At 39.8% G+C, this 19,331-nt stretch carries 21 protein-coding genes; 8 read left to right on the plus strand and 13 right to left on the minus strand.

Going from position 1 to position 19,331, the window contains the following annotated elements; translation table 11 throughout:
• Positions 1 to 34: 34 nt before the first annotated feature.
• Genes ACYVJ6_RS04930 through rsmG form a run of 3 tightly spaced genes read left to right on the plus strand, consistent with a single transcriptional unit; the run spans position 35 to position 2,275 of the window.
• A complete protein-coding gene (locus tag ACYVJ6_RS04930; protein WP_460692917.1) occupies positions 35 to 1,063 on the plus strand; it encodes a glycosyltransferase in 1,029 nt (342 codons plus the stop codon).
• A complete protein-coding gene (locus ACYVJ6_RS04935; RefSeq protein ID WP_460692918.1) occupies positions 1,054 to 1,659 on the plus strand; it encodes an RNA polymerase sigma factor in 606 nt (201 codons plus the stop codon). The genes ACYVJ6_RS04930 and ACYVJ6_RS04935 overlap by 10 nt, the downstream gene beginning before the upstream one ends.
• Complete coding sequence (rsmG, locus tag ACYVJ6_RS04940; protein ID WP_460692919.1) at positions 1,649 to 2,275, plus strand: 16S rRNA (guanine(527)-N(7))-methyltransferase RsmG; 627 nt, start codon at positions 1,649 to 1,651, stop codon at positions 2,273 to 2,275. Before ACYVJ6_RS04935 ends, rsmG begins: the two co-directional genes overlap by 11 nt.
• Here rsmG and ACYVJ6_RS04945 read toward each other — a convergent pair whose 3' ends face one another.
• The 3 genes from ACYVJ6_RS04945 to ACYVJ6_RS04955 form a co-directional block, all read right to left on the minus strand.
• A complete protein-coding gene (locus ACYVJ6_RS04945; RefSeq protein ID WP_460692920.1) occupies positions 2,276 to 2,608 on the minus strand; it encodes a hypothetical protein in 333 nt (110 codons plus the stop codon).
• Between the two features lie 156 nt (positions 2,609 to 2,764).
• Positions 2,765 to 4,696 (minus strand): M56 family metallopeptidase, encoded by a 1,932-nt coding sequence (locus ACYVJ6_RS04950; RefSeq protein ID WP_460692921.1) that lies wholly within the window; start codon positions 4,694 to 4,696, stop codon positions 2,765 to 2,767.
• On the minus strand, positions 4,693 to 5,070 hold the full coding sequence (locus ACYVJ6_RS04955; protein ID WP_460692922.1) for a BlaI/MecI/CopY family transcriptional regulator: 378 nt from the start codon (positions 5,068 to 5,070) through the stop codon (positions 4,693 to 4,695). The genes ACYVJ6_RS04950 and ACYVJ6_RS04955 overlap by 4 nt, the downstream gene beginning before the upstream one ends.
• 154 nt (positions 5,071 to 5,224) lie before the next feature.
• On the opposite strand from ACYVJ6_RS04955, the gene dprA reads away from it, so the two are divergent.
• Complete coding sequence (gene dprA / locus ACYVJ6_RS04960; protein WP_460692923.1) at positions 5,225 to 6,322, plus strand: DNA-processing protein DprA; 1,098 nt, start codon at positions 5,225 to 5,227, stop codon at positions 6,320 to 6,322.
• A gap of 87 nt (positions 6,323 to 6,409) precedes the next feature.
• On the opposite strand, the gene ACYVJ6_RS04965 is transcribed toward dprA, so the two are convergent.
• The 3 genes from ACYVJ6_RS04965 to ACYVJ6_RS04975 form a co-directional block, all read right to left on the minus strand.
• Complete coding sequence (locus ACYVJ6_RS04965; protein ID WP_460692924.1) at positions 6,410 to 6,556, minus strand: lmo0937 family membrane protein; 147 nt, start codon at positions 6,554 to 6,556, stop codon at positions 6,410 to 6,412.
• A 113-nt stretch (positions 6,557 to 6,669) separates the two neighbouring features.
• Complete coding sequence (locus ACYVJ6_RS04970) at positions 6,670 to 6,891, minus strand: DUF2795 domain-containing protein (protein WP_002996718.1); 222 nt, start codon at positions 6,889 to 6,891, stop codon at positions 6,670 to 6,672.
• Between the two features lie 95 nt (positions 6,892 to 6,986).
• A complete protein-coding gene (locus ACYVJ6_RS04975; protein ID WP_460692925.1) occupies positions 6,987 to 7,535 on the minus strand; it encodes a cob(I)yrinic acid a,c-diamide adenosyltransferase in 549 nt (182 codons plus the stop codon).
• A 78-nt stretch (positions 7,536 to 7,613) separates the two neighbouring features.
• On the opposite strand from ACYVJ6_RS04975, the gene ACYVJ6_RS04980 reads away from it, so the two are divergent.
• On the plus strand, positions 7,614 to 8,234 hold the full coding sequence (locus tag ACYVJ6_RS04980) for a hypothetical protein (RefSeq protein ID WP_460692926.1): 621 nt from the start codon (positions 7,614 to 7,616) through the stop codon (positions 8,232 to 8,234).
• A gap of 91 nt (positions 8,235 to 8,325) precedes the next feature.
• On the opposite strand, the gene ACYVJ6_RS04985 is transcribed toward ACYVJ6_RS04980, so the two are convergent.
• The 3 genes from ACYVJ6_RS04985 to ACYVJ6_RS04995 all read right to left on the minus strand — a co-directional run bounded on the left by ACYVJ6_RS04985 (position 8,326) and on the right by ACYVJ6_RS04995 (position 10,054).
• On the minus strand, positions 8,326 to 9,048 hold the full coding sequence (locus tag ACYVJ6_RS04985) for an ABC transporter ATP-binding protein (RefSeq protein WP_460692927.1): 723 nt from the start codon (positions 9,046 to 9,048) through the stop codon (positions 8,326 to 8,328).
• A gap of 104 nt (positions 9,049 to 9,152) precedes the next feature.
• The gene (gatC, locus tag ACYVJ6_RS04990) at positions 9,153 to 9,446 is read right to left on the minus strand and encodes an Asp-tRNA(Asn)/Glu-tRNA(Gln) amidotransferase subunit GatC (protein ID WP_460692928.1); all 294 of its coding nucleotides are present in this window, start codon (positions 9,444 to 9,446) and stop codon (positions 9,153 to 9,155) included.
• Positions 9,443 to 10,054 (minus strand): lysophospholipid acyltransferase family protein, encoded by a 612-nt coding sequence (locus ACYVJ6_RS04995; RefSeq protein ID WP_460692929.1) that lies wholly within the window; start codon positions 10,052 to 10,054, stop codon positions 9,443 to 9,445. Before ACYVJ6_RS04995 ends, gatC begins: the two co-directional genes overlap by 4 nt.
• 158 nt (positions 10,055 to 10,212) lie before the next feature.
• Between ACYVJ6_RS04995 and trpS the strand changes: the two genes are divergently transcribed.
• The 3 genes from trpS to kdsB all read left to right on the plus strand — a co-directional run bounded on the left by trpS (position 10,213) and on the right by kdsB (position 12,726).
• Positions 10,213 to 11,208 carry a tryptophan--tRNA ligase gene (trpS, locus tag ACYVJ6_RS05000; RefSeq protein WP_460693298.1) on the plus strand — a complete coding sequence of 332 codons (996 nt, stop codon included), beginning with the start codon at positions 10,213 to 10,215 and terminating at the stop codon, positions 11,206 to 11,208.
• 106 nt (positions 11,209 to 11,314) lie between these two features.
• Positions 11,315 to 11,929 carry a deoxynucleoside kinase gene (locus tag ACYVJ6_RS05005; RefSeq protein WP_460692930.1) on the plus strand — a complete coding sequence of 205 codons (615 nt, stop codon included), beginning with the start codon at positions 11,315 to 11,317 and terminating at the stop codon, positions 11,927 to 11,929.
• A gap of 71 nt (positions 11,930 to 12,000) precedes the next feature.
• Positions 12,001 to 12,726, plus strand: a complete 726-nt coding sequence (gene kdsB / locus ACYVJ6_RS05010; protein WP_460692931.1) for a 3-deoxy-manno-octulosonate cytidylyltransferase — start codon at positions 12,001 to 12,003, stop codon at positions 12,724 to 12,726.
• 12 nt (positions 12,727 to 12,738) lie between these two features.
• Here the strand turns inward: kdsB and ACYVJ6_RS05015 are convergent, their stop codons facing one another.
• The 4 genes from ACYVJ6_RS05015 to ACYVJ6_RS05030 form a co-directional block, all read right to left on the minus strand.
• Positions 12,739 to 13,233 carry a hypothetical protein gene (locus ACYVJ6_RS05015; RefSeq protein WP_460692932.1) on the minus strand — a complete coding sequence of 165 codons (495 nt, stop codon included), beginning with the start codon at positions 13,231 to 13,233 and terminating at the stop codon, positions 12,739 to 12,741.
• A gap of 64 nt (positions 13,234 to 13,297) precedes the next feature.
• A complete protein-coding gene (locus tag ACYVJ6_RS05020) occupies positions 13,298 to 14,464 on the minus strand; it encodes an efflux RND transporter periplasmic adaptor subunit (protein WP_460692933.1) in 1,167 nt (388 codons plus the stop codon).
• Between the two features lies 1 nt (position 14,465).
• A complete protein-coding gene (locus ACYVJ6_RS05025; protein ID WP_460692934.1) occupies positions 14,466 to 18,809 on the minus strand; it encodes a CusA/CzcA family heavy metal efflux RND transporter in 4,344 nt (1,447 codons plus the stop codon).
• A gap of 71 nt (positions 18,810 to 18,880) precedes the next feature.
• Positions 18,881 to 19,231 carry a hypothetical protein gene (locus ACYVJ6_RS05030; protein WP_460692935.1) on the minus strand — a complete coding sequence of 117 codons (351 nt, stop codon included), beginning with the start codon at positions 19,229 to 19,231 and terminating at the stop codon, positions 18,881 to 18,883.
• Positions 19,232 to 19,331 lie beyond the last annotated feature (100 nt).

The following is a 19,331-nucleotide window of genomic DNA, read 5'->3' on the forward strand; positions in this document are numbered from 1 at the left end:
GTTGTATTTTCTTATAACAAACCATAAGTCGCTGGTGGCATATGTGTCGGATGATGAACTGCCCCAAATTAAGCTACCTATATCAGTTATTATTAGCGCACGTAATGAGGCTCAAAACCTGCGCGAGAACCTGCCGTCGATATTAACACAAAAATATCCCAAGTTTGAGGTTGTAGTTGTTAATGACTGCTCATCTGATACTTCGGATTTAGTTTTAGAGGAATTTCAAGCTAAGTATAAAAACTTAAAAGTTGTTACCATAACAGAGCATGTCCGTTTTAAAACCGGGAAAAAATTCGCGCTTACTTTAGGTATAAAAGCGGCTAAAAATGAGCATTTGTTATTTACCGATGCCGATTGTCAACCGGCCACTCCCAACTGGATAACCCGTATGGCAGCCAAATTTACCGGTGATACACAAATAGTGCTGGGCTATTCGCCTTATTATAAAACTGGCGGATTTTTAAATGCGCTCATCAGGTTTGAAACATTAAAAACAGCAATCAACTATTTATCTTCCGCATTAAATGGCGATGCCTATATGGGTATAGGGCGCAACCTGGCCTATACCAAAACCTTGTTTTTTGGAGCCAAAGGTTTTGCAGCGCATATGCATGTATTATCGGGCGATGATGATCTGTTTGTTAATCAAAATGCTACAGCTACTAATACAGCTATTGAAATACACCCGGATACATTTGTTTTTAGCACTCCAAAAACTACAATGTCATCATTATTCAGGCAAAAAAAACGGCATATGGGTGTGGGTAAACTATATAAGGCCAAACACCGTAAAATTTTAAGCTTGGATGCGGTAAGTGGTTTATTATTTTATACCCTGCTAATAGGTTGCTTGTGCTGGCGGTTTGAAGCCTTTGCCATATTACTCATTTTGTTTGTAGTTAGGTGGATAATACAGCTCATTATCTATCGTAAAACATTTAAAAAGTTGGGCGAGGCTAGATTTTTGTGGTATTTACCCTTATTTGATTTTGTTTATTACCTTTATATAAACGTGTTTGGATTGATTGGGACCTTTATAAAAACCAGACAATGGAAGTAAACGCCAATTTTACCGAGAATGCTAAAAACGATTTCTACCTGGTAGTAAAGGCACGCGAAGGAAATCAAAAAGCATACGCAGATTTGATGCACCGCTATAAAGATTCGATATACTTTATGGTGCTCAAAATGGTAAATAATAAAGAGGACGCAATGGACCTAACCGTTGAAACCTTTGCCAAAGCATTTGAAAAGTTAGAAAAGTATCAACCTGAGTATGCTTTTAGTACCTGGCTTTTTAGGGTGGCTACCAATAACTGTATTGACTTTATCCGTAAAAAAAAGCTGAATACCACTTCTATTCACAGCATGGTCGATGGTGACGGAGAAGAGCAAACTTTGCAGATTAGGGCAGATAGTTTAGACCCCGAAGAGCAATCCATCAAAAAACAAGAAACCGAAAAACTTAAAGTATTGATTGATGGGCTGCCGCCCCGTTACCGTAACCTGATTACCTTGCGTTATTTTGATGAGCTGGCTTACGAAGAGATAGCCCAGCAGCTTGACCTGCCTTTGGGTACAGTTAAGGCACAGCTATTTAGGGCCAGGTACTTACTGTCAAATATTATGAACCGAAAAACAAGGGATGACATCTAACAGGCTATTCACTTATTTTCCTGATCTGACCGACCACCAAAAGCAGCAATTTGAACAATTGCCTGAGTTATATAATTTTTGGAACAACCAAATAAACGTGATATCCCGTAAGGATATTGACGAGTTATTTGAGCGCCATGTGTTACACTCATTAGGTATTGCCAAAGTAATGCCGTTTTTACCTGGCGAAAAGGTACTGGATGTGGGTACAGGCGGTGGTTTCCCGGGGATACCGTTAGCTATATTATTTCCTGAAACGGATTTTTATTTAGTTGATTCTATCGGCAAAAAGATAAAAGTGGTACAGGAGGTGGCGAAGGCCATCGGTTTAAAAAATTTACGTGCCGCGCACTTGCGTGCCGAGCAGGTGAATGAAAAATTTGATTTCGTAGTATCACGCGCTGTAACCCGCCTGGGCGAGTTTTATCCCTGGGTGAGGGGTAAGTTCAATAAGAACTCCAAAAACACCTTAGCCAACGGCATATTGTACCTTAAAGGCGGTGATCTGCAGCAAGAGATAACCGAATCTGGTTTAAAAGTACAACAGTACTATCTTAAAGATTACTTCACAGAAGAGTTTTTTGAAACCAAGCAGGTTATTTACGTTAAGGGTTAATTAATCCCTTCCCGGTAATGGCGGTGGCGGCGGTACTTTTGCTGACCCGCTTTTTTTCTTAAATAAATTTAATGGGTTTGGCGGTGGTGGCGGACCACCTGCAGGCGGCGCAGCCAATTTTGGCCTAGCCGGAGCTTTGGCATTCTTTTTAAAAGGATTGATCTTTTTTAAAGCATCACCTGTACTTTTTAAAACCTTTTCGGGCGGTGGTGGGGGTGGCGGTGCGCTTTGCGCAAATGTTTTTGACGATGGTATAAGTAATCCCAGGCCAAGCATGCCTATTGCCAGGTATTTTATGGGTTTTATTTGGGTCGAATTTGGTTTAATAAGCATAATGTATAGCTTTTAATTGCTGACAGTAAAAGCAAATTATCGGCAAAATGTTTTATTAAACGCAAAAAAATCCAGTAAATTACTTTTAGACTTTAATGAAAAATGCCAGATCATTTAATAACCTGGCATCTAAATTAATTGGATGTTAAAAAAACCTTAGTTTTTACCATAACTGTAGGCCGTTATTACAACCTGGCCAAGGTTTAGCCCGTCTTTTTTAGGCAAAGGCTGCATCGGATTATTTTTATCATTAAAGTCGGCCAAAGTAAATGCTATAGACATTGTATAGATACCGGATTTAACCTGCATTTTGCTTTTGTATAAATTTAAAACCCGTAAAACTTCTTCGTCACATCCGCTGCCAATTCCGTTTACTATCCGGCTATTAGTTATCATATAGTCATCAATCTTTACTTCGGCAGTTACATATCCCCTGGTTCCATTTTGCCTTGCTTCTGCCGGGTATTTAACATTGTCACCTATGAATTTTAAAAACTCACCGGTAAATGGGTTTGGTTTTACAATAGGCGGCGGAAATTTAACCTGATCTGTTTTAGTTTTAGGCGCAGATTTATCTGGTCTTACAATCGGCGGCGGAAATTTAACCTGATCTACTTTAGATTTAGGCGCAGATTTATCCGGCTTTACAATAGGGGGCGGAAATTTTACCTGGTCTACTTTAGGTTTAGGCGCAGATTTATCCGGTTTTACAACCGGCGGCGGGAATTTAACCTGATCTGTTTTAGGTATACTGTGTACATAAACTCTTTGTTTTATATTGTCAAAACCAACGGCAATAATATAATTTGTTTTTCTCAATAAATCCAGGTCAAAAGTGGCACTAGCGCCTCTATGCTTACCAAGTTTAGGCGAGGTTTCTAACGAGATTTGCAGTTGGTTTGAACCATTTGTTTTAGCGTCTTTATACGTCATTATATAATTAGCATCTTTAAAATTTGTGGCAATTTGGCTCAGTTCTGCGGTGCCATAATAGTTATTAGGATCAATATAATGAGTAAGTTGTTTGTAACCTTTAGTGTCAGGCTTAACTATAGGCGGCGGGAATTTGACTACGTCAATTTTAGGTTTGACGCGCTCAGGTGGAGGCGGCGATAATTTGACCTGTTTTTTGGCAACAGGTGTTTTTTGCTGTGGCGGTGTTTGGGTACTTTGTTTAAACGTTTGCGGTGCCAGATCTATCCAGCCATAAGTTTTACTGAATCCCAGGGTTGAGACACATAGTAATGCCGCGCCTATAGGCACAGCTACCAGGTATTTTAGCCTTGCTAAATTGCCCGAGCGTTGTTGATGTAACATAATAATTCGGTTTTTTAAAAGGTTTAGGTTGTAAAATGAGTGTGTAATGGCAGGCCCGCTTAATCCATACGCATTGTTAACTAAAAAGGACGAGTAGGAGGTGGCATCAGCTTCATGGGTAACAGTTTGTTCATCGGCAATATATTCGTGTTGGGTTTTAAGGCTGTTTTGCAGCAGGTAAACCAAGGGGTTAAACCAATTGATGATCTTTAAAAATTCTAAAAATAGTATATCAGCCGAATGTTTTTGGCGGATGTGCACCAGCTCGTGCCTTAAAATAGTGCGCTCATTGTTGGCTGCGGTACCAATAAAAAGATAATTAAAAAATGAAAAGGCGGTATTTGAATCTTTTAGATACACAACTTTGTAATTGTCCTGTACGGTCACTTTGTTTGTGCGGATAAGCTTATACAAACTAAATAGTTTGATCATAAGGTATACGGCACATACAATAGCACCTGCTAAGTACGCATACCATAAGCCATCCTGTAAAGTAAATGCGGGTGCTGTTACTTGGACCGGCACAGCTATAGGTGCCGGTCCATTGGTAACTTGCTGCGCTACGAAATAGCTTGCGGTGGGAGGTTCAGGTAAAGGGGGTAGTAATATGCCCAGTTGTAAAACGGGCAGTACAAATGATACTATGCTGCTTAATACCAGGTAAAGGCGGTTTAGCAGGTAATGGGTTTCTTTATTTAAAAACAAACAGTAGGCCACATAAAATACACCCAGGTATATATTAGCCTCTAAAAGGTAGTGCAGCCAGTTCATCGTTTTTTATTTTTAAGATTATCAATCAGTTTGGTTAGTTCGTCAAGCTCCTTTACGCCTAATTTCTTCTCATCAGCAATAAACGATACCAGGCTCTCGTACGAGTTACTGAAATAGTTGCTCATCATCTTATCAAAAGTGAATTTCCTGTACTGTGCCTCGCTGATCAGCGGGTAGTACACATGCGAGTTGCCGTAGGCTTTATGGTCAATAAATCCTTTACCCTCTAATACCCTTACCACGGTTGATACTGTGTTATAAGCGGGTTTGGGGTCGGGCATTAGGGCTATAATGTCTTTTACAATGGCTTCTTCCAGTTGCCATAATAATTGCATTACCTGTTCTTCTGCTTTTGTTAATTCTTTTATTTTCATAGCAAACTATTTTTGTAGTTAGGTAAAGGTAAAACTATTTTGATAGTTTGCAAACTATTTTTGCAGTTTCGCGAAAATATATTTTTAAACACCTATAAATAGGGTGTTTACCGTTCATAAAATCAATTATATTTGTTGCCCTGCACATCACAATATGTCATTACTACACCGCGTTGCTTTAACATTTGTAAAAAATATCGGCCCTGCGTCGGCTAAGGCAATGCTTTCTTATTTGGGTGATGCTGAAGAAATATTTAATGCCAGTAAAGCAAAGCTGTTAAGCGTGCCCGGCATTGGCGAAAAAACCGTAGCGCAGCTTGATTTTGACGATGCGCTTGAAACGGCGGCAAAAGAGCTGGAATTTGTAGAGAAGAATAATATCGACCTGGTTTTTTATACTGATCCTGCTTATCCTAAGCGATTAAAGAATTGTTTTGATTCGCCTATTCTATTATACAGTAAGGGTAATGCCGATTTGAATAATCAAAGGGTTATAAGTATTGTAGGCACACGTAACGCTACCGATTATGGTAAGCAACTATGCAGGCAATTGGTAGAAGAATTGAAACCTTATAATACCTTAGTAGTAAGCGGACTGGCACATGGTATTGATGTTGCCGCCCATAAGGAATGTTTAAAAGCCAATTTACCAACTATAGGCGTACTGGGCCATGGTTTGGATAGGATATATCCCAGTCAAAATAAATCAACAGCTGATAAAATGCTGGAGAATGGGGGGCTGTTAACTGAGTATCCATTGGGTATTATACCCGGCCCTCAAAACTTCCCGCAGCGTAACCGCATTGTAGCAGGCATGGCCGATGCTACCGTGGTAATTGAAGCCAGCGTAAAAGGCGGCGCGTTAATTACTGCCGAAATTGCTAATGGCTATAACCGTGATGTATTTGCCTTCCCGGGCAGGGTGGGCGATGATTATAGCGAAGGATGTAACTTCTTGATACGAAATAATAAAGCTGCGCTGCTAACCTGCGCCGCAGACCTGGCTTATAGCCTGGGTTGGGAAAAACCGGATGATTTAAAACCTGCAGAGCAATTTATGTTGCCGCTTGATCTGAATCCGGAAGAACGTACCATATTTGAAATTATCAACCAACATAAACAGCCGATAGCCATTGATGACCTCACCATTAAAACCAATATGCCCATGAGCCAATTGGCCATGAATTTATTGAATATGGAAATGCAGGGTTATATACGCTCTCTACCGGGCAAGACATACCAGGTTTCTTAGAATCAAGAATTAAGATGCGAGAATCAAGATAAAGATAGATTTACACTTGCTATCTTGTTTCTTGATTCTTGCATCTTGTCTCTGTTATCAGGCTCTTCTAATTAAGCCTAAAAGTAAAGCTACAACAGCTATAACTAATAAAACGTGTATAATTCCTGTTGCTGAATAGTAGAAAAATCCTAATGCCCATCCTATAACCAGGATAACTGCAATGATGTAAAGTAAGCCTCTCATGTTGGTAGTTTTTTAGTGTGTGATTTATTAAATCAATACTAAAACCATTCCAAAATGGTGTATACACAAAAAAAAACCCCGCTTAAGCAGGGTTTTTAATATATTTTGAGTGATTAATACTCGTCTTCGTTGAAAAAGAAATCGTCTTTTGTAGGGTAATCAGGCCATATTTCTTCTATATTTTCGTACGGTTCGCCATCATCTTCTAAGGCTTGCAGGTTTTCAATAACCTCTACCGGTGCCCCGGAACGTATAGCATAATCAATTAATTCATCTTTAGTTGCAGGCCATGGTGCATCTTCTAAATGCGATGCTAATTCAAGTGTCCAGTACATATTTTTCCAGTATTATTGTTTAAAAGTCGGTAAATTCAATTTTCGCAAAAGTATAATATTTTAGATTGTTAAATCATATATTTTTTTAATTTTTTTTAAAGCCTCGGTATCCAATGGTTTTCAGGTATGTTTTGCTCATTTCCCAGCTTGCGCGCTAAGGTAAAAAGGTAGTCGCTTAACCTGTTTAAATAAATGTTCACTTTTTCATCAACTGTGCTTTCTTCAGCCAAATGAACGGTAATGCGCTCGGCCCTGCGGCACACGCAGCGTGCCAAATGGCAATAGGATATTGTTGTACTTCCGCCAGGCAAAATAAAATGCTTTAACTCGGGCAAATGCTCATCCATAGCATCCATTTCTTTTTCCAGCAGTTCAATATCCTCTAAATGCAGATCAGGTATAACCATTCGTGATTTTTCAGGATCAGCTGCCAACAATGCGCCTATGGTAAACAACCTATCCTGTATTTGTTTTAATATTTCGCGGTGATGATCGGCAATAGGCTGGTCGCGTATTAAACCAATGTAGGAGTTCAATTCATCCACCGTACCATAGCTTTCAATACGTAAATGATGTTTAGGAACGCGTGTCCCACCAATTAATGATGTATAGCCCTGGTCCCCGGTTTTGGTATAAATTTTCATTCAGCTAAACATAGTTAATAATTACAGTAATATAAATCATTAGTTTGTTAATTTTAAAAAACAAAACTTTAATACGCAATGCCCGATTTTCCATTTGATACCGTTGGCTTAAAACCCGAAGAAATTGACCGCTTGCAGCAAACCTATACTGCACTAAAAGATAAATTCGGTATTCAGCTTACCGGGAACATCAATTTCCATTTGAAACAGTTTGAAGTATTTAAGCATTGTTTTGATGTGAACGTTCGTGATTCATACGTAATTAAGGAAGATGGTAATAGTAGCTATGTGCTTTTTGTAGAAACACATTTAAAAACATCAAACATCAAAGCCGGGGTAACTGACCATTGCGATTGCCAAACCTGGGCGCTGGCTTACTTAAAACATAATTTTGGCAGGGTAGTTATCCGGCCGGAAACGCTTAGAGATAAAATAGTTGAACTGATACACCCCTTAGAAATAGATTTTAAAGAAGATAAAGCCTTTAGCGATGTCTTTTATGTAATAGCTAATGACCATGATAAAGCGGTTAAAGGAATCAACCGCAACTTTCGTAATGCGGTGATGGATATTAGGGAAGATGATTTTGTAATTGAAATAGTAGAGCATACCCTCATCATCGGCAGCAAAAAAACAATTACACCTGATAGGGCAGTACATTTAGCAGAGTTTGTGGCAAGGGTTGCTGAGACGTGTTGATTGAAAGAATATAGAATGATGAATAGTGAACTTCGAATTTCGAAGTAACTTCATTATTTAATATTCGTAATTCGGTGTTCGATATTAAAATCTACACCTTAACCGCCCCTTTTCTTACCGTTTGGATATCCGTATTCTGGTAATCTTTTTCAACCAAACCATCGCGCATACGTACAATACGGTGGGCGTGCTGGGCAATGTCTTCTTCGTGGGTTACTAATATAATGGTGTTGCCTTTGGCGTGGATGTCCTCTACCAAACCCATAATTTCAATAGAGGTTTTAGTATCTAAGTTACCGGTAGGCTCATCCGCTAATATAATTGATGGATTATTTATTAAGGCACGCGCCACGGCAACACGCTGGCGCTGCCCACCCGATAATTCATTTGGGCGGTGGTCAATACGGTTGCCTAAGCCAACATTCTCTAATGCTTTTTTTGCGCGAGACTGCCTATCTTCTTTGTTAACACCGGCATATATTAATGGCAGAGCCACATTATCTAATGCACTATTGCGAGGCAATAAGTTAAACGTTTGAAAAACGAAGCCAATTTCAGAATTACGCACTTCGGCCAGTTCGTTATCCGTCATGTGGCTTACATCAATGCCATTCAAAATATATTCGCCATGCGTAGGGGTATCCAGGCAGCCTAAAATATTCATCAGTGTTGATTTGCCTGAACCGGATGGGCCCATTAAAGCCACAAACTCACCTTTATTGATAGTTAACGATACCGATTTAAGTGCGTGAATAACCTCGCTGCCTATAACGTATTTACGACCTATATCTTTAATGGTAATTAATGGCTCCATGTATTATTTATTGATTTGACTGATGAGTTAAGTTAAATGTTACAACTACCATCAAAAATTAAATCCGAAATCGAAAATCCGATATTCGAAATCAATCCCGATAGCTATCGGGACTCAATAACCTTAGCCACCAAAATGTATTTGTCATCGTGTTTAGGCGCGTTTTGTAAAGCCTCTTGGGTAGTTATTTGCTGTTTCACTACATCCTCCCTAAATACATTCACTTCTTCCGACATATAAACTAACGGTTCAACACCTGAGGTATCTACCTCATTTAGTTTGGCCATAAAATCCAATATCTTATTCATGTCGCCAATCATTTCCTGCTTTTCGTTGTCAGCAAGTTCAAGGCGGGCCAAATGAGCTATTTTATCTACGGTTTCGCTATCAATGTTCATTCTTGTTCAAATTTTTGTTTGATGATGTTATATACCTTATCGCGTAAAGCATCGGCATCATCAATAGTTAATTGTGATGTTTCAATGGGTTGATGTACAAATATATTACAAATACCCGGTTTGCTGCCTTTTTCTATCCCGGTATCCCACAAAATCTGCCATGTATCCGGCGAAGTTACAGGAATAATAGGTATTTTCAATTCAATAGCTAATCTAAACGGTCCATTTTTAAAATCATGCAAACGTGGTGGGTAATTGTCAGGTATTTTCCCTTCGGGGAATATGATAACTGTAGTGCCGTTGGCTAACCGCTCTGCGGCCTGTTTAAATGCCCTGAATGATGACATTTTGCTTTCACGGTTAACCGGAATATCCACTGTTTTAAAAAACAGGCGGGTAACAAAACTTTCCAGTAATTCCTCCTTACCCATAAAACAATAATTGTTTTTTACCAACAAGCTTATGGAAGTAATATCCAGGTTTGAGGTATGGTTTGGGCATACTATATAGGTTTTGCTCCAGTCGATAGGTTGCTCAAAATGGAATTTGTAGAATATGCCGGTAACGGATGAACTTAAAAAGCCCCATAAACGACGCACGTGGTTCATTTTTGGGTATCGCGATGGCTTGCGTGAAAAGTAATACAATAATGGCCAAAGCAGGATATAGAAAAAGCCCACACTACAGTGATAAAAATAACAGTGCAGTTTTTTCAATATCATTTTCATCGCCTTCAAAAATAGAAAAAATACTTACTTTCGTCGCTATGGAAACTGTTGTTAGTGGCATCCGGTCAACCGGGAACCTGCATTTAGGTAATTATTACGGAGCGATACAAAATTTTGTAAAAATGCAGCACCAGTATAACTGCTATTTTTTTATTGCCGATCTGCATTCGCTAACCACCCACCCAACCCCGGCCAACCTGCATAATAGTGTTAAAAGCGTATTGGTAGAGTACCTGGCAGCGGGTATTGACCCTGAAAAGGCTACCATATATGTACAGTCGGATGTGCCAGAAATATCGGAATTGTATCTTTATTTAAACATGAACGCCTATTTAGGTGAGTTGGAGCGCAGTACTTCTTTTAAAGATAAGGTTCGTGATAATCCCGAAAATGTGAACGCCGGGTTATTAACCTACCCGGTATTAATGACGGCAGATATATTGATACACAAAGGTACCAAAGTGCCTGTGGGTAAAGATCAGGAGCAGCACCTGGAAATGGCACGTACCTTTGGTAACCGCTTTAACCGTTTGTACAATACCGAATATTTTAAAGAACCCTTCGCATTTAACTTTAGCAATAACCTGGTTAAAATTCCGGGGCTGGATGGTAAAGGCAAAATGGGTAAATCAGAAGGGGAGGGCAATGCCGTATATTTGGCCGATGCTCCTGAAGTTATCCGTAAAAAGGTTATGCGTGCGGTTACCGATAGTGGCCCGACTCAAGAAAATCAAACCAAACCAGAAGAAATACAAAATCTGTTCGACCTGATGAAAGTGGTATCAACAGAAGATACTTATAAGCATTTTGATAATCTCTACAACACCATGCAGGTGCGTTACGGCGACCTGAAAAAGCAATTGGCCGAGGATATGATCATCGCCACAGCACCAATCCGCGACCGTATCAATGCCATTGCTGCTGATACAGACTACCTGCGTAAGGTTGCTCAATTAGGAGCTGATAAAGCCCGGGAAAGTGCTTCAAAAACTTTAAAAGAGGTTAGGGAAATTATTGGTTTCAGGAGTTTTTAACGGTTCATAGTTGATAGTTCATAGTTCATAGTGTATATTAGTCGGTAAATATTTGTGGATGTTTGGCTATGAACCATCATCCATAAACCATGAACTAATTACGCAAATGCACATAGCTATAGTAGGAAACATAGGCGCCGGTAAAACCACCCTTACAGAGATGCTGGCCAAAAATTATGGATGGGATCCATTGTATGAGGCCGTTGATAATAACCCGTACCTGGAAGATTTTTACAGTGACATGAAACGGTGGAGCTTTAACCTGCAGATATACTTTTTAAATAGCCGCTACCGCCAGATCATCGAGATACAAAAAAATGGCCGCAATATTTTGCAGGACCGTACCATTTATGAGGATGCCTACATATTTGCCGAAAACTTGCATGATATGGGTTTGATGACCACCCGCGATTATGAGAACTACCAATCCATTTTTGATAATATAACCGAGTACATTAAACCACCGGATCTTTTGGTTTACTTAAAAGCTTCCGTTCCAACTTTAGTAAATAACATTCAACGCCGGGGCCGCGAGTATGAAATAGGTATACGTATTGATTACCTATCCAAACTGAATGAGAAGTACGATAAATGGATAAAGAACTATAAGCTGGGTAAACTATTGGTGTTGGATAAAGATAATTTAGATTTTGCCAACAATCCTGAAGACCTGGGTAATATTATCCAATCCATCGAAAGAGAAATAAACGGCTTATTTTAATTTTAGAATTACAATTTACGATGTACGATTGATCGGTCAATCTAAAATCGTAAATCTAAAATCGTAAATCCATGAACATCCTCGGTATCATACCTGCACGTTATGCTTCCAGCCGTTTCCCGGGTAAGCCGTTGGTGGATATTGCCGGTAAAAGCATGATACAACGGGTTTATGAGCAGGCCAAAAAATGCCCGCATTTAAACGAGGTTTTGGTGGCTACTGATGATCACCGCATATTTGAGCATGTAAAAGCCTTTGGCGGCGAGGTAGTAATGACTGCTGATACCCACCAAAGCGGTACCGACCGTTGTGCCGAGGTAGCTTTAGCTTATACCCATTACGATGTTATCATCAATATACAAGGCGATGAACCCTATATTGATCCGGAGCAGATAAGCAAGTTGGCCCAATGTTTTAATTCGCCGGATGCACAAATTGCCACTTTGGTAAAGCGTATTAAAACCGAGCAGGAACTGCATAATCCCAACTCACCTAAAGTGGTGGTTAATAAACTGGATGAAGCGGTTTACTTTTCACGCTCAGCGTTGCCACACATCAGGGGAGAGGAGCCGCAAAACTGGTTGGAGTTTTATCCATACTATAAGCACATAGGTATTTACGGTTACCGAGCCGATATTTTACAACAGATAACCAAGTTACCTATATCCCCCTTAGAAAAAGCCGAGAGCCTGGAGCAACTACGCTGGATAGAGAACGGCTACCGCATCAAAGTTGCCGAAACCGACCTGGAAACCTATGCCATCGATACGCCGGAAGATTTGGAATTGATCAAATAGATCGACACCCCTTTATTTTTTACGGGCGTTTAACAGGTCGTCAATTATATAAGCTATATCTAAAAAGTTATTAGCCAAATTGGATATGTTATTTTCTAAGTTATCATCAAGCGAAACCCATCCCTCCATTAAAGTAAGTGGGCCATAGTTGGTGCTAACATTTGGCCATTTATTGGCATGATCTTTAAATTGTTTCCTAAATTCTTCGGCAAATCCACGACTTTGAATGCGGAAGCTTTTTAACTCTCTTAACTTCAAAGCATGAATATTATAATATAGTCTATTCTTTTGCAAAGTATCATCATTTACCCAAACTGAAAAAAACACCGACTCCACGAAAGGTTTTGCCTTAGGCGATTGATTTAACCAGGCTTTTTTCTGAATTTTTAGCACAACCGAACTCAACCAAATATCAACTTTTAATTCCAGATTTTTTTCAGTAAAAGCAGACACGTTTATTAACGAAAGGCTTTTTTTAAATTTATCTAAATAATAGGTTGTATCCATTTAAATGAAATTAAAAAACCTTTTCGACAATTACAATTTACCCGGATTACTACGCTGTTTGGTATTACTCTTCGGCTGTATTTTTCATTTTCATTAATAAAGTATAAGCCCCTTTAGTTACAAACGTTTGGTTGCTGATGTCCTTGCCCTCAACGGAAACTTCTGTATATCCATCCTGCGTTACGCCTGTTTTAACCTCGGTTATTTTATATTGATTTGGCCCCTTTACTACAAATGCAAAGGTTTTATTTTCATAGTTTACAATGGCGTCTTCAGGCAAGGTTAAGGCTTTGCCTTTTGTAACTTCAATTTCGGCATTCATAAAAGTACCGGGCAATAATGACTTATCGTATTGTTCAAAATGGCAATGTACCACCGTTCTGCGCTGGTCACTTAAGTCCCGCCCTATCAATACTATTTCGCATATGTATTTTTTATCTGGCCTGCTGTTGGTATAGGCAATTACCTTTTGTCCTTCATGTAATAAATTAACATCTTTCTCGAATACATCTAAACCCAGGTGTATATCCCGCGGGTCAACAATTTCAAAAAGTACATCGCTGGGGTTTACATATTTGCCTACGTTTACATTTACCTTGGTTACATAGCCGTCAATAGGTGAGTGTATAGCCGCGCTGCGGGTAATGGTGCCATCAGTAACCCTGGCAGGGTTCATTCCTATCAGCCTTAATTTTTCAGCTAATGAGCTTACTAATATTTTTTGTCCCTCATAATCAGATTGAGCCTGTTGGAAAATTTTGTCGCTATTGGCTTTGCTTTGGTTCAGATCGCGCTGGCGCTCAAAATCTTTTTGCGTATAAATTAGTTTGGCTTTTGCAGTAAGATAGTCTTGTTGTAGTTGTATAAACTGTTGATCTTCCATTATGGCAACAACCTCGCCTTTGCTGATATGCATACCGGGTAGCAACTTGGTCGATTTTAAATAACCACCCATTGGGAAGCTTATACTCACCATGTTTTGTGGGGGTACATCAATAGCCCCCGTTACTCTCAATGTCGTAGCTAAACCACGAGTCGTTGCATGACCTGTATCGATCACCGCATTTTTTGCCTGCTCGGGTGTTAAGGTAACCGTGGTTACGTCTTCAACAGCTGCAGGTTCAGTTGCCTGATTTTCTGTTTTATCAGTTTGGCTGCCACATGAGTACAAAACAATGGCACACAGTACCAAAATATATTTTTGCAGATATGTCTTTAAAGTAGTTTTCATCTTATTGATTTTGAAGAGAATTTAATTGGATAATGGCCTGGTTCAGATTGTTTACTGCATCGGTGTATTCGCTTCTTAGCGAGGTTGCCTGGTTTATTAGTAATACATACTCCAGGTAATTAATTTGGCCCGCAGTAAATTGCAGGTTAGCCGTTTTGTATATCAAATCGGCGTTGGCTAAGCCTGTTTTTTCGTAATAATCTGCCTGTTGCTGGTATTTGGTTATTTCAGCAGCCGCCTGTTTGTAGCGGCTTTGCAGGGCTTGTAAACCTGATTGATAATCAACCTGTGCCTGTTGCTCTTTTATACGGAACGCGCTTACTTTATTTTTTTGCGCGCCGGCAAACAACGGTATTGAAACCCCCAATTGAACGGATGAGAAACGGTTACCTCCGGTATAAGTTTGGTTAACACCATTTACCGTTTGCGTACCATTAAAGCTTTGATTAATATAGCCCAGGTTCATATCAGGTAGTAGTTTTGCCCGTTCCAACTCGGTTTGTGCTTTACTTATTTGTTGTAGTTGGTTTAAGTATAACGATTGCGGGTGGTTAGTAAAAACGGTATCAGCTATTACCGGAGGTGATAATTTAAAGCTTACAGACTCCGGCTGGTAGTTTTGTTGTGTGTTTAATAAAACCTGGAACCTGTTATAAGCAATGTCAATATCGGCATTAACCATTTCTATTTGGCGGGCTATCTGTGCCCGTTGAGTTTCGGCGGTGGTTTTCTCCAAAATATTGCTTTCGCCTTTTTCAAAACGCAGATTGGCGTTTTTAACAAACAGGGCATAGGCACTATCCGCGCTAAGCAATAGTTGCAGTTTTTGTTTCAGGTAAAGTATATTATAAAAATTTTCGGTTACCAGTCTTTTCAGTTCGCGGCGATACAAGTTTACATTCAATTCGCCTGCCTGGTATTCGGCATTTAGCAATGCTTTTTGACGGGTATAAACTGTTGGGAAGTTAACCGATTGCACTACAGATAAGCGGTTGTCGCTATAGGCACTGTTAATATTTCCATACTCTCCGGTTATACCGGTTTTAGGTATGGTTACACCGGTGGCCGTATTCTTTTTAAGGTATTCGGCATTTAGTTTTTCGCTTTTTAGGTTGAGGTTGTTTTTTATAGCGGTATCAATAGCCGCGCTTAAACTGATATGGGTTTGTGCCCTGGCGTTACCCGTTAACAAGAAAAAGATGAATAACACAGGTACAACAGTTTTAGCTGATGTTTTTACAGCCTTTATTTTTTCAAACAACATATACAAAATTGGTAATACAAATAAGGTTAAAAAGGTGGCGGTAATTAGTCCGCCTATTACTACGGTAGCCAATGGCCGTTGTACTTCGGCACCTGCGCCATTACTCAAAGCCATTGGTAAAAAGCCAAGAGAAGCAACACTCCCCGTCATTAATACAGGGCGTAAACGCTGTTTGGTGGCTTCAAATACAATATCTTTCAAATTGGTCCAGCCGCCTTTTTTTAGCCGGTTAAACTCAGATATTAAAACCAATCCGTTTAACACGGCTACGCCAAACAAAGCTATAAAACCTACCGCCGCACTAATACTAAACGGCATGCCGAATATGAGCAATGCAAATACACCACCAATGGCTGATAAAGGAACTGCCGAGAATATGAGTAAAGCATGTTTAATTGAACCCAGTGCAAAGTAAAGCATCAACAGTATCAATAGGAGCGATACCGGCACAGCAACAATTAAACGGGCTTTAGCCTCATTTAAGTTCTCAAACGCACCGCCATAAGTAACGTAATAGCCGGACGGTAATTTTATTTGTTTATCTACCTTTTGCTGCAGTTCTTCAACAATACTTTGTACATCGCGCCCCATTATGTTAAAGCCAACTATGATGCGCCTTTGCGCGTCCTCGCGTTGTATCTGGTTTAGCCCTTCTTCAATATTTACTTCGGCAACCTGTTGGAGTGGTATTTGTCCGCTATTAGGGGTGGATATCAATAACTCCTGTACATCACTTAATTGTTTTCTTTGTTCGCCTGCCAGCCTTACTACCAGGTCAAAGCGTTTTTCTCCTTCGTAAACTGTACCACTGCTTTGCCCGGCAAACGCGGTGTTAATGGTTTTGTTGATGTCTTCTATATTCAAACCATATTCAGCAATTGCGGCTCGATTGTAGTGTATTACAATTTGCGGCATACCGTTTACTGTTTCTACATAAACATCACGCGTACCTTCAATGCCACCTGCTATTGCCCCTAACTTTTTGGCATAGGTTGAAAGTTCATTTAAATTATCACCGAATATCTTACAAACTACATCCTGCCGCGCACCGGTCATCAGCTCATTAAAACGCATTTGTACAGGGTACTGGAAACCAAAAGTTACCCCAGGGATAGCATCCAGTTCTTTAGACATTTTAGTGCTTAGTTCATCAAAGGTTTTGGCACTTGTCCATTTACTTTTGTCTTTTAAAATCACCATCATATCACTGGCATCAATAGGCATGGGGTCGGTCGGGATTTCGGAACTACCGGTTTTGCCTACTATTTGTTCCACTTCAGGGAACTTACTAAGCAATATTTTTGATCCCTGCCGTATGGCTTTAACGGATGTTTCTAAACTGCTGCCGGTTAATACCCGCGTATCTACGGCAAAATCGCCCTCTTCTAATTTGGGTATAAACTCGCTGCCTAATTTGGTAAGCGTAAATATGGTTACTATAAATGCAAGTGACGTTACACCGATTACCATTTTAGGATATTTGATAACCTTCTCTAAAGCGACATGGTAATGCCTTTGCAAATAACTCATCATTTGGTCAGACCAATTAGCTGTATTGTGCGGTTTGCGGCTTAAAAACAAGCTGCTCATTACAGGTACATAGGTAAGCGATAAAATAAAAGCACCTATTAACGCAAAAGCAACGGTTTGGGCCATTGGTTTAAACATTTTACCTTCTATACCCTGGAGTGTGAAAATTGGGATATATACGATTAAAATGATCAGCTCGCCAAAAATGGCCGCATTACGCATACGTGCCGAAACGCTAACCACTTCCCGGTCCATTTCATCCTGGCTAATTTCTTTGCGTTTTTTAAGGTGTATCTCATGCATTATGGCTTCTACAATAATCACGGTTCCATCTACTATTAAACCAAAATCAAGCGCCCCCAGGCTCATCAGGTTGCCTGATACACCAAACAGGTTCATTAAAATTACGGCTATCAGCATAGCCAATGGAATAACTGAAGCAACTATTAAAGCCGCCCGAAAATTTCCCAGAAAAATGATCAGCACAATAAGTATAATGGCTATTCCTTCCAGTAAATTATGCTGTACGGTATTAATAGCATTATTTACCATTTTGGTGCGATCCAAAAACGCGTCTATCACTACACCTTCGGGTAAGGTTTTTTGTATTTGTGCAACCTTGTCTTTAATATCCTTAATAACCGCGTTACTATTGGCTCCTTTAAGCATCATTACTACAGCTCCGGATACTTCCTGTTTGCCGTTCCAGGTCATTGCGCCAAAACGTGTGGCATGGTCTATGCCCACTTCGCCAATGTCCCTGATAAGCAACGGTGCCCCGTTGGATAAACTTTTAACAACAATGCTATTAATATCATCTACAGAACCAACCAAACCCTCGCTACGGATAAATAATGCCGTTGGGCCACGCTCAATGTATGCACCACCGGTATTGCTATTATTTTTTTGCAACGCGGTAAATACATCCGAAATAGTAACATTGTTAGCTTTTAGCCGGTCGGGGTTAATAGCTATTTGATACTGTTTAAGATAACCCCCAAAGCTACTTACATCAGCAATGCCGGGCAGCCCCAATAATTGCCGGCGTACTATCCAATCCTGAATGGTGCGCAGTGCCATGGCATCATATTTCTTTTCATAACCGGGTTTTGCTCTTACGGTGTATTGGTATATCTCGCCCAGTCCGGTGGTTACAGGTGCAAGCTCGGGTTTGCCATATTCAGCAGGGATTAAACTGATCACATTATTTAACCTTTCGGCTACCTGCTGCCTTGCCCAGTATATTTCGGCGTGTTCTTCAAATACAATGGTTATTACCGACAAGCCAAAACGCGAAAAACTGCGTATCTCTTTTACGTCAGGTATATTACGGCATGATTGTTCAATAGGGAACGAGATCAACCGCTCTACATCGGGTGCACCTAATGATGGCGTACGGGTAATAATTTGTACCTGGTTATTGGTAATGTCAGGTACGGCATCAATAGGTAAGCGCTTAACCTCATATATACCAAAGCCCATCAGGCTAAAAATTAATAAGCCGATAATAAGTTTGTTCCGTACAGAGAACTCAATGATTTTATTTAACATGAATAGGGGAAATAATTGTTAATGTTCAGAAAAAAAACATAGGCATAGCCTTGCACTGTAAGTACAGTGCACTAACAATTAACAGGAGGGCCGCGAAGTATTGTTTGATCAGTAACCCAGCCCGGAGGGTAAGGCTCGTCAGGCAAAATTATAGGTTGGTTTATTTTAACGGGGAGCGGAACTATATGAAATTTATAGCCAAAAACTATATCCGGAATTATTGCTTGAAGATCATTTGAAAAAGCGTAATCGGTATAAAACACATGGTCCATCCTAACACGCTCCAGTATGTTATAATGGTTGTCGCGGAAACCGTAGCCTTTCTCGTCGGCATGGTGGTGCGCAACAATATTGTGCACCAGCACTAATATTAGTGCCGTGAACAAGAAAAATTTGCTTATACACCGTATACACCGTTTCATGATAACAAATATATAGTATTGGGTAATACTAAACAATTGATTGAATGTATCAAATATTTGACATCCTCATAATTCTATAGTTTTAACAAAAATTTCTTCT

It is taken from the genome of Mucilaginibacter puniceus (genome assembly GCF_054783175.1).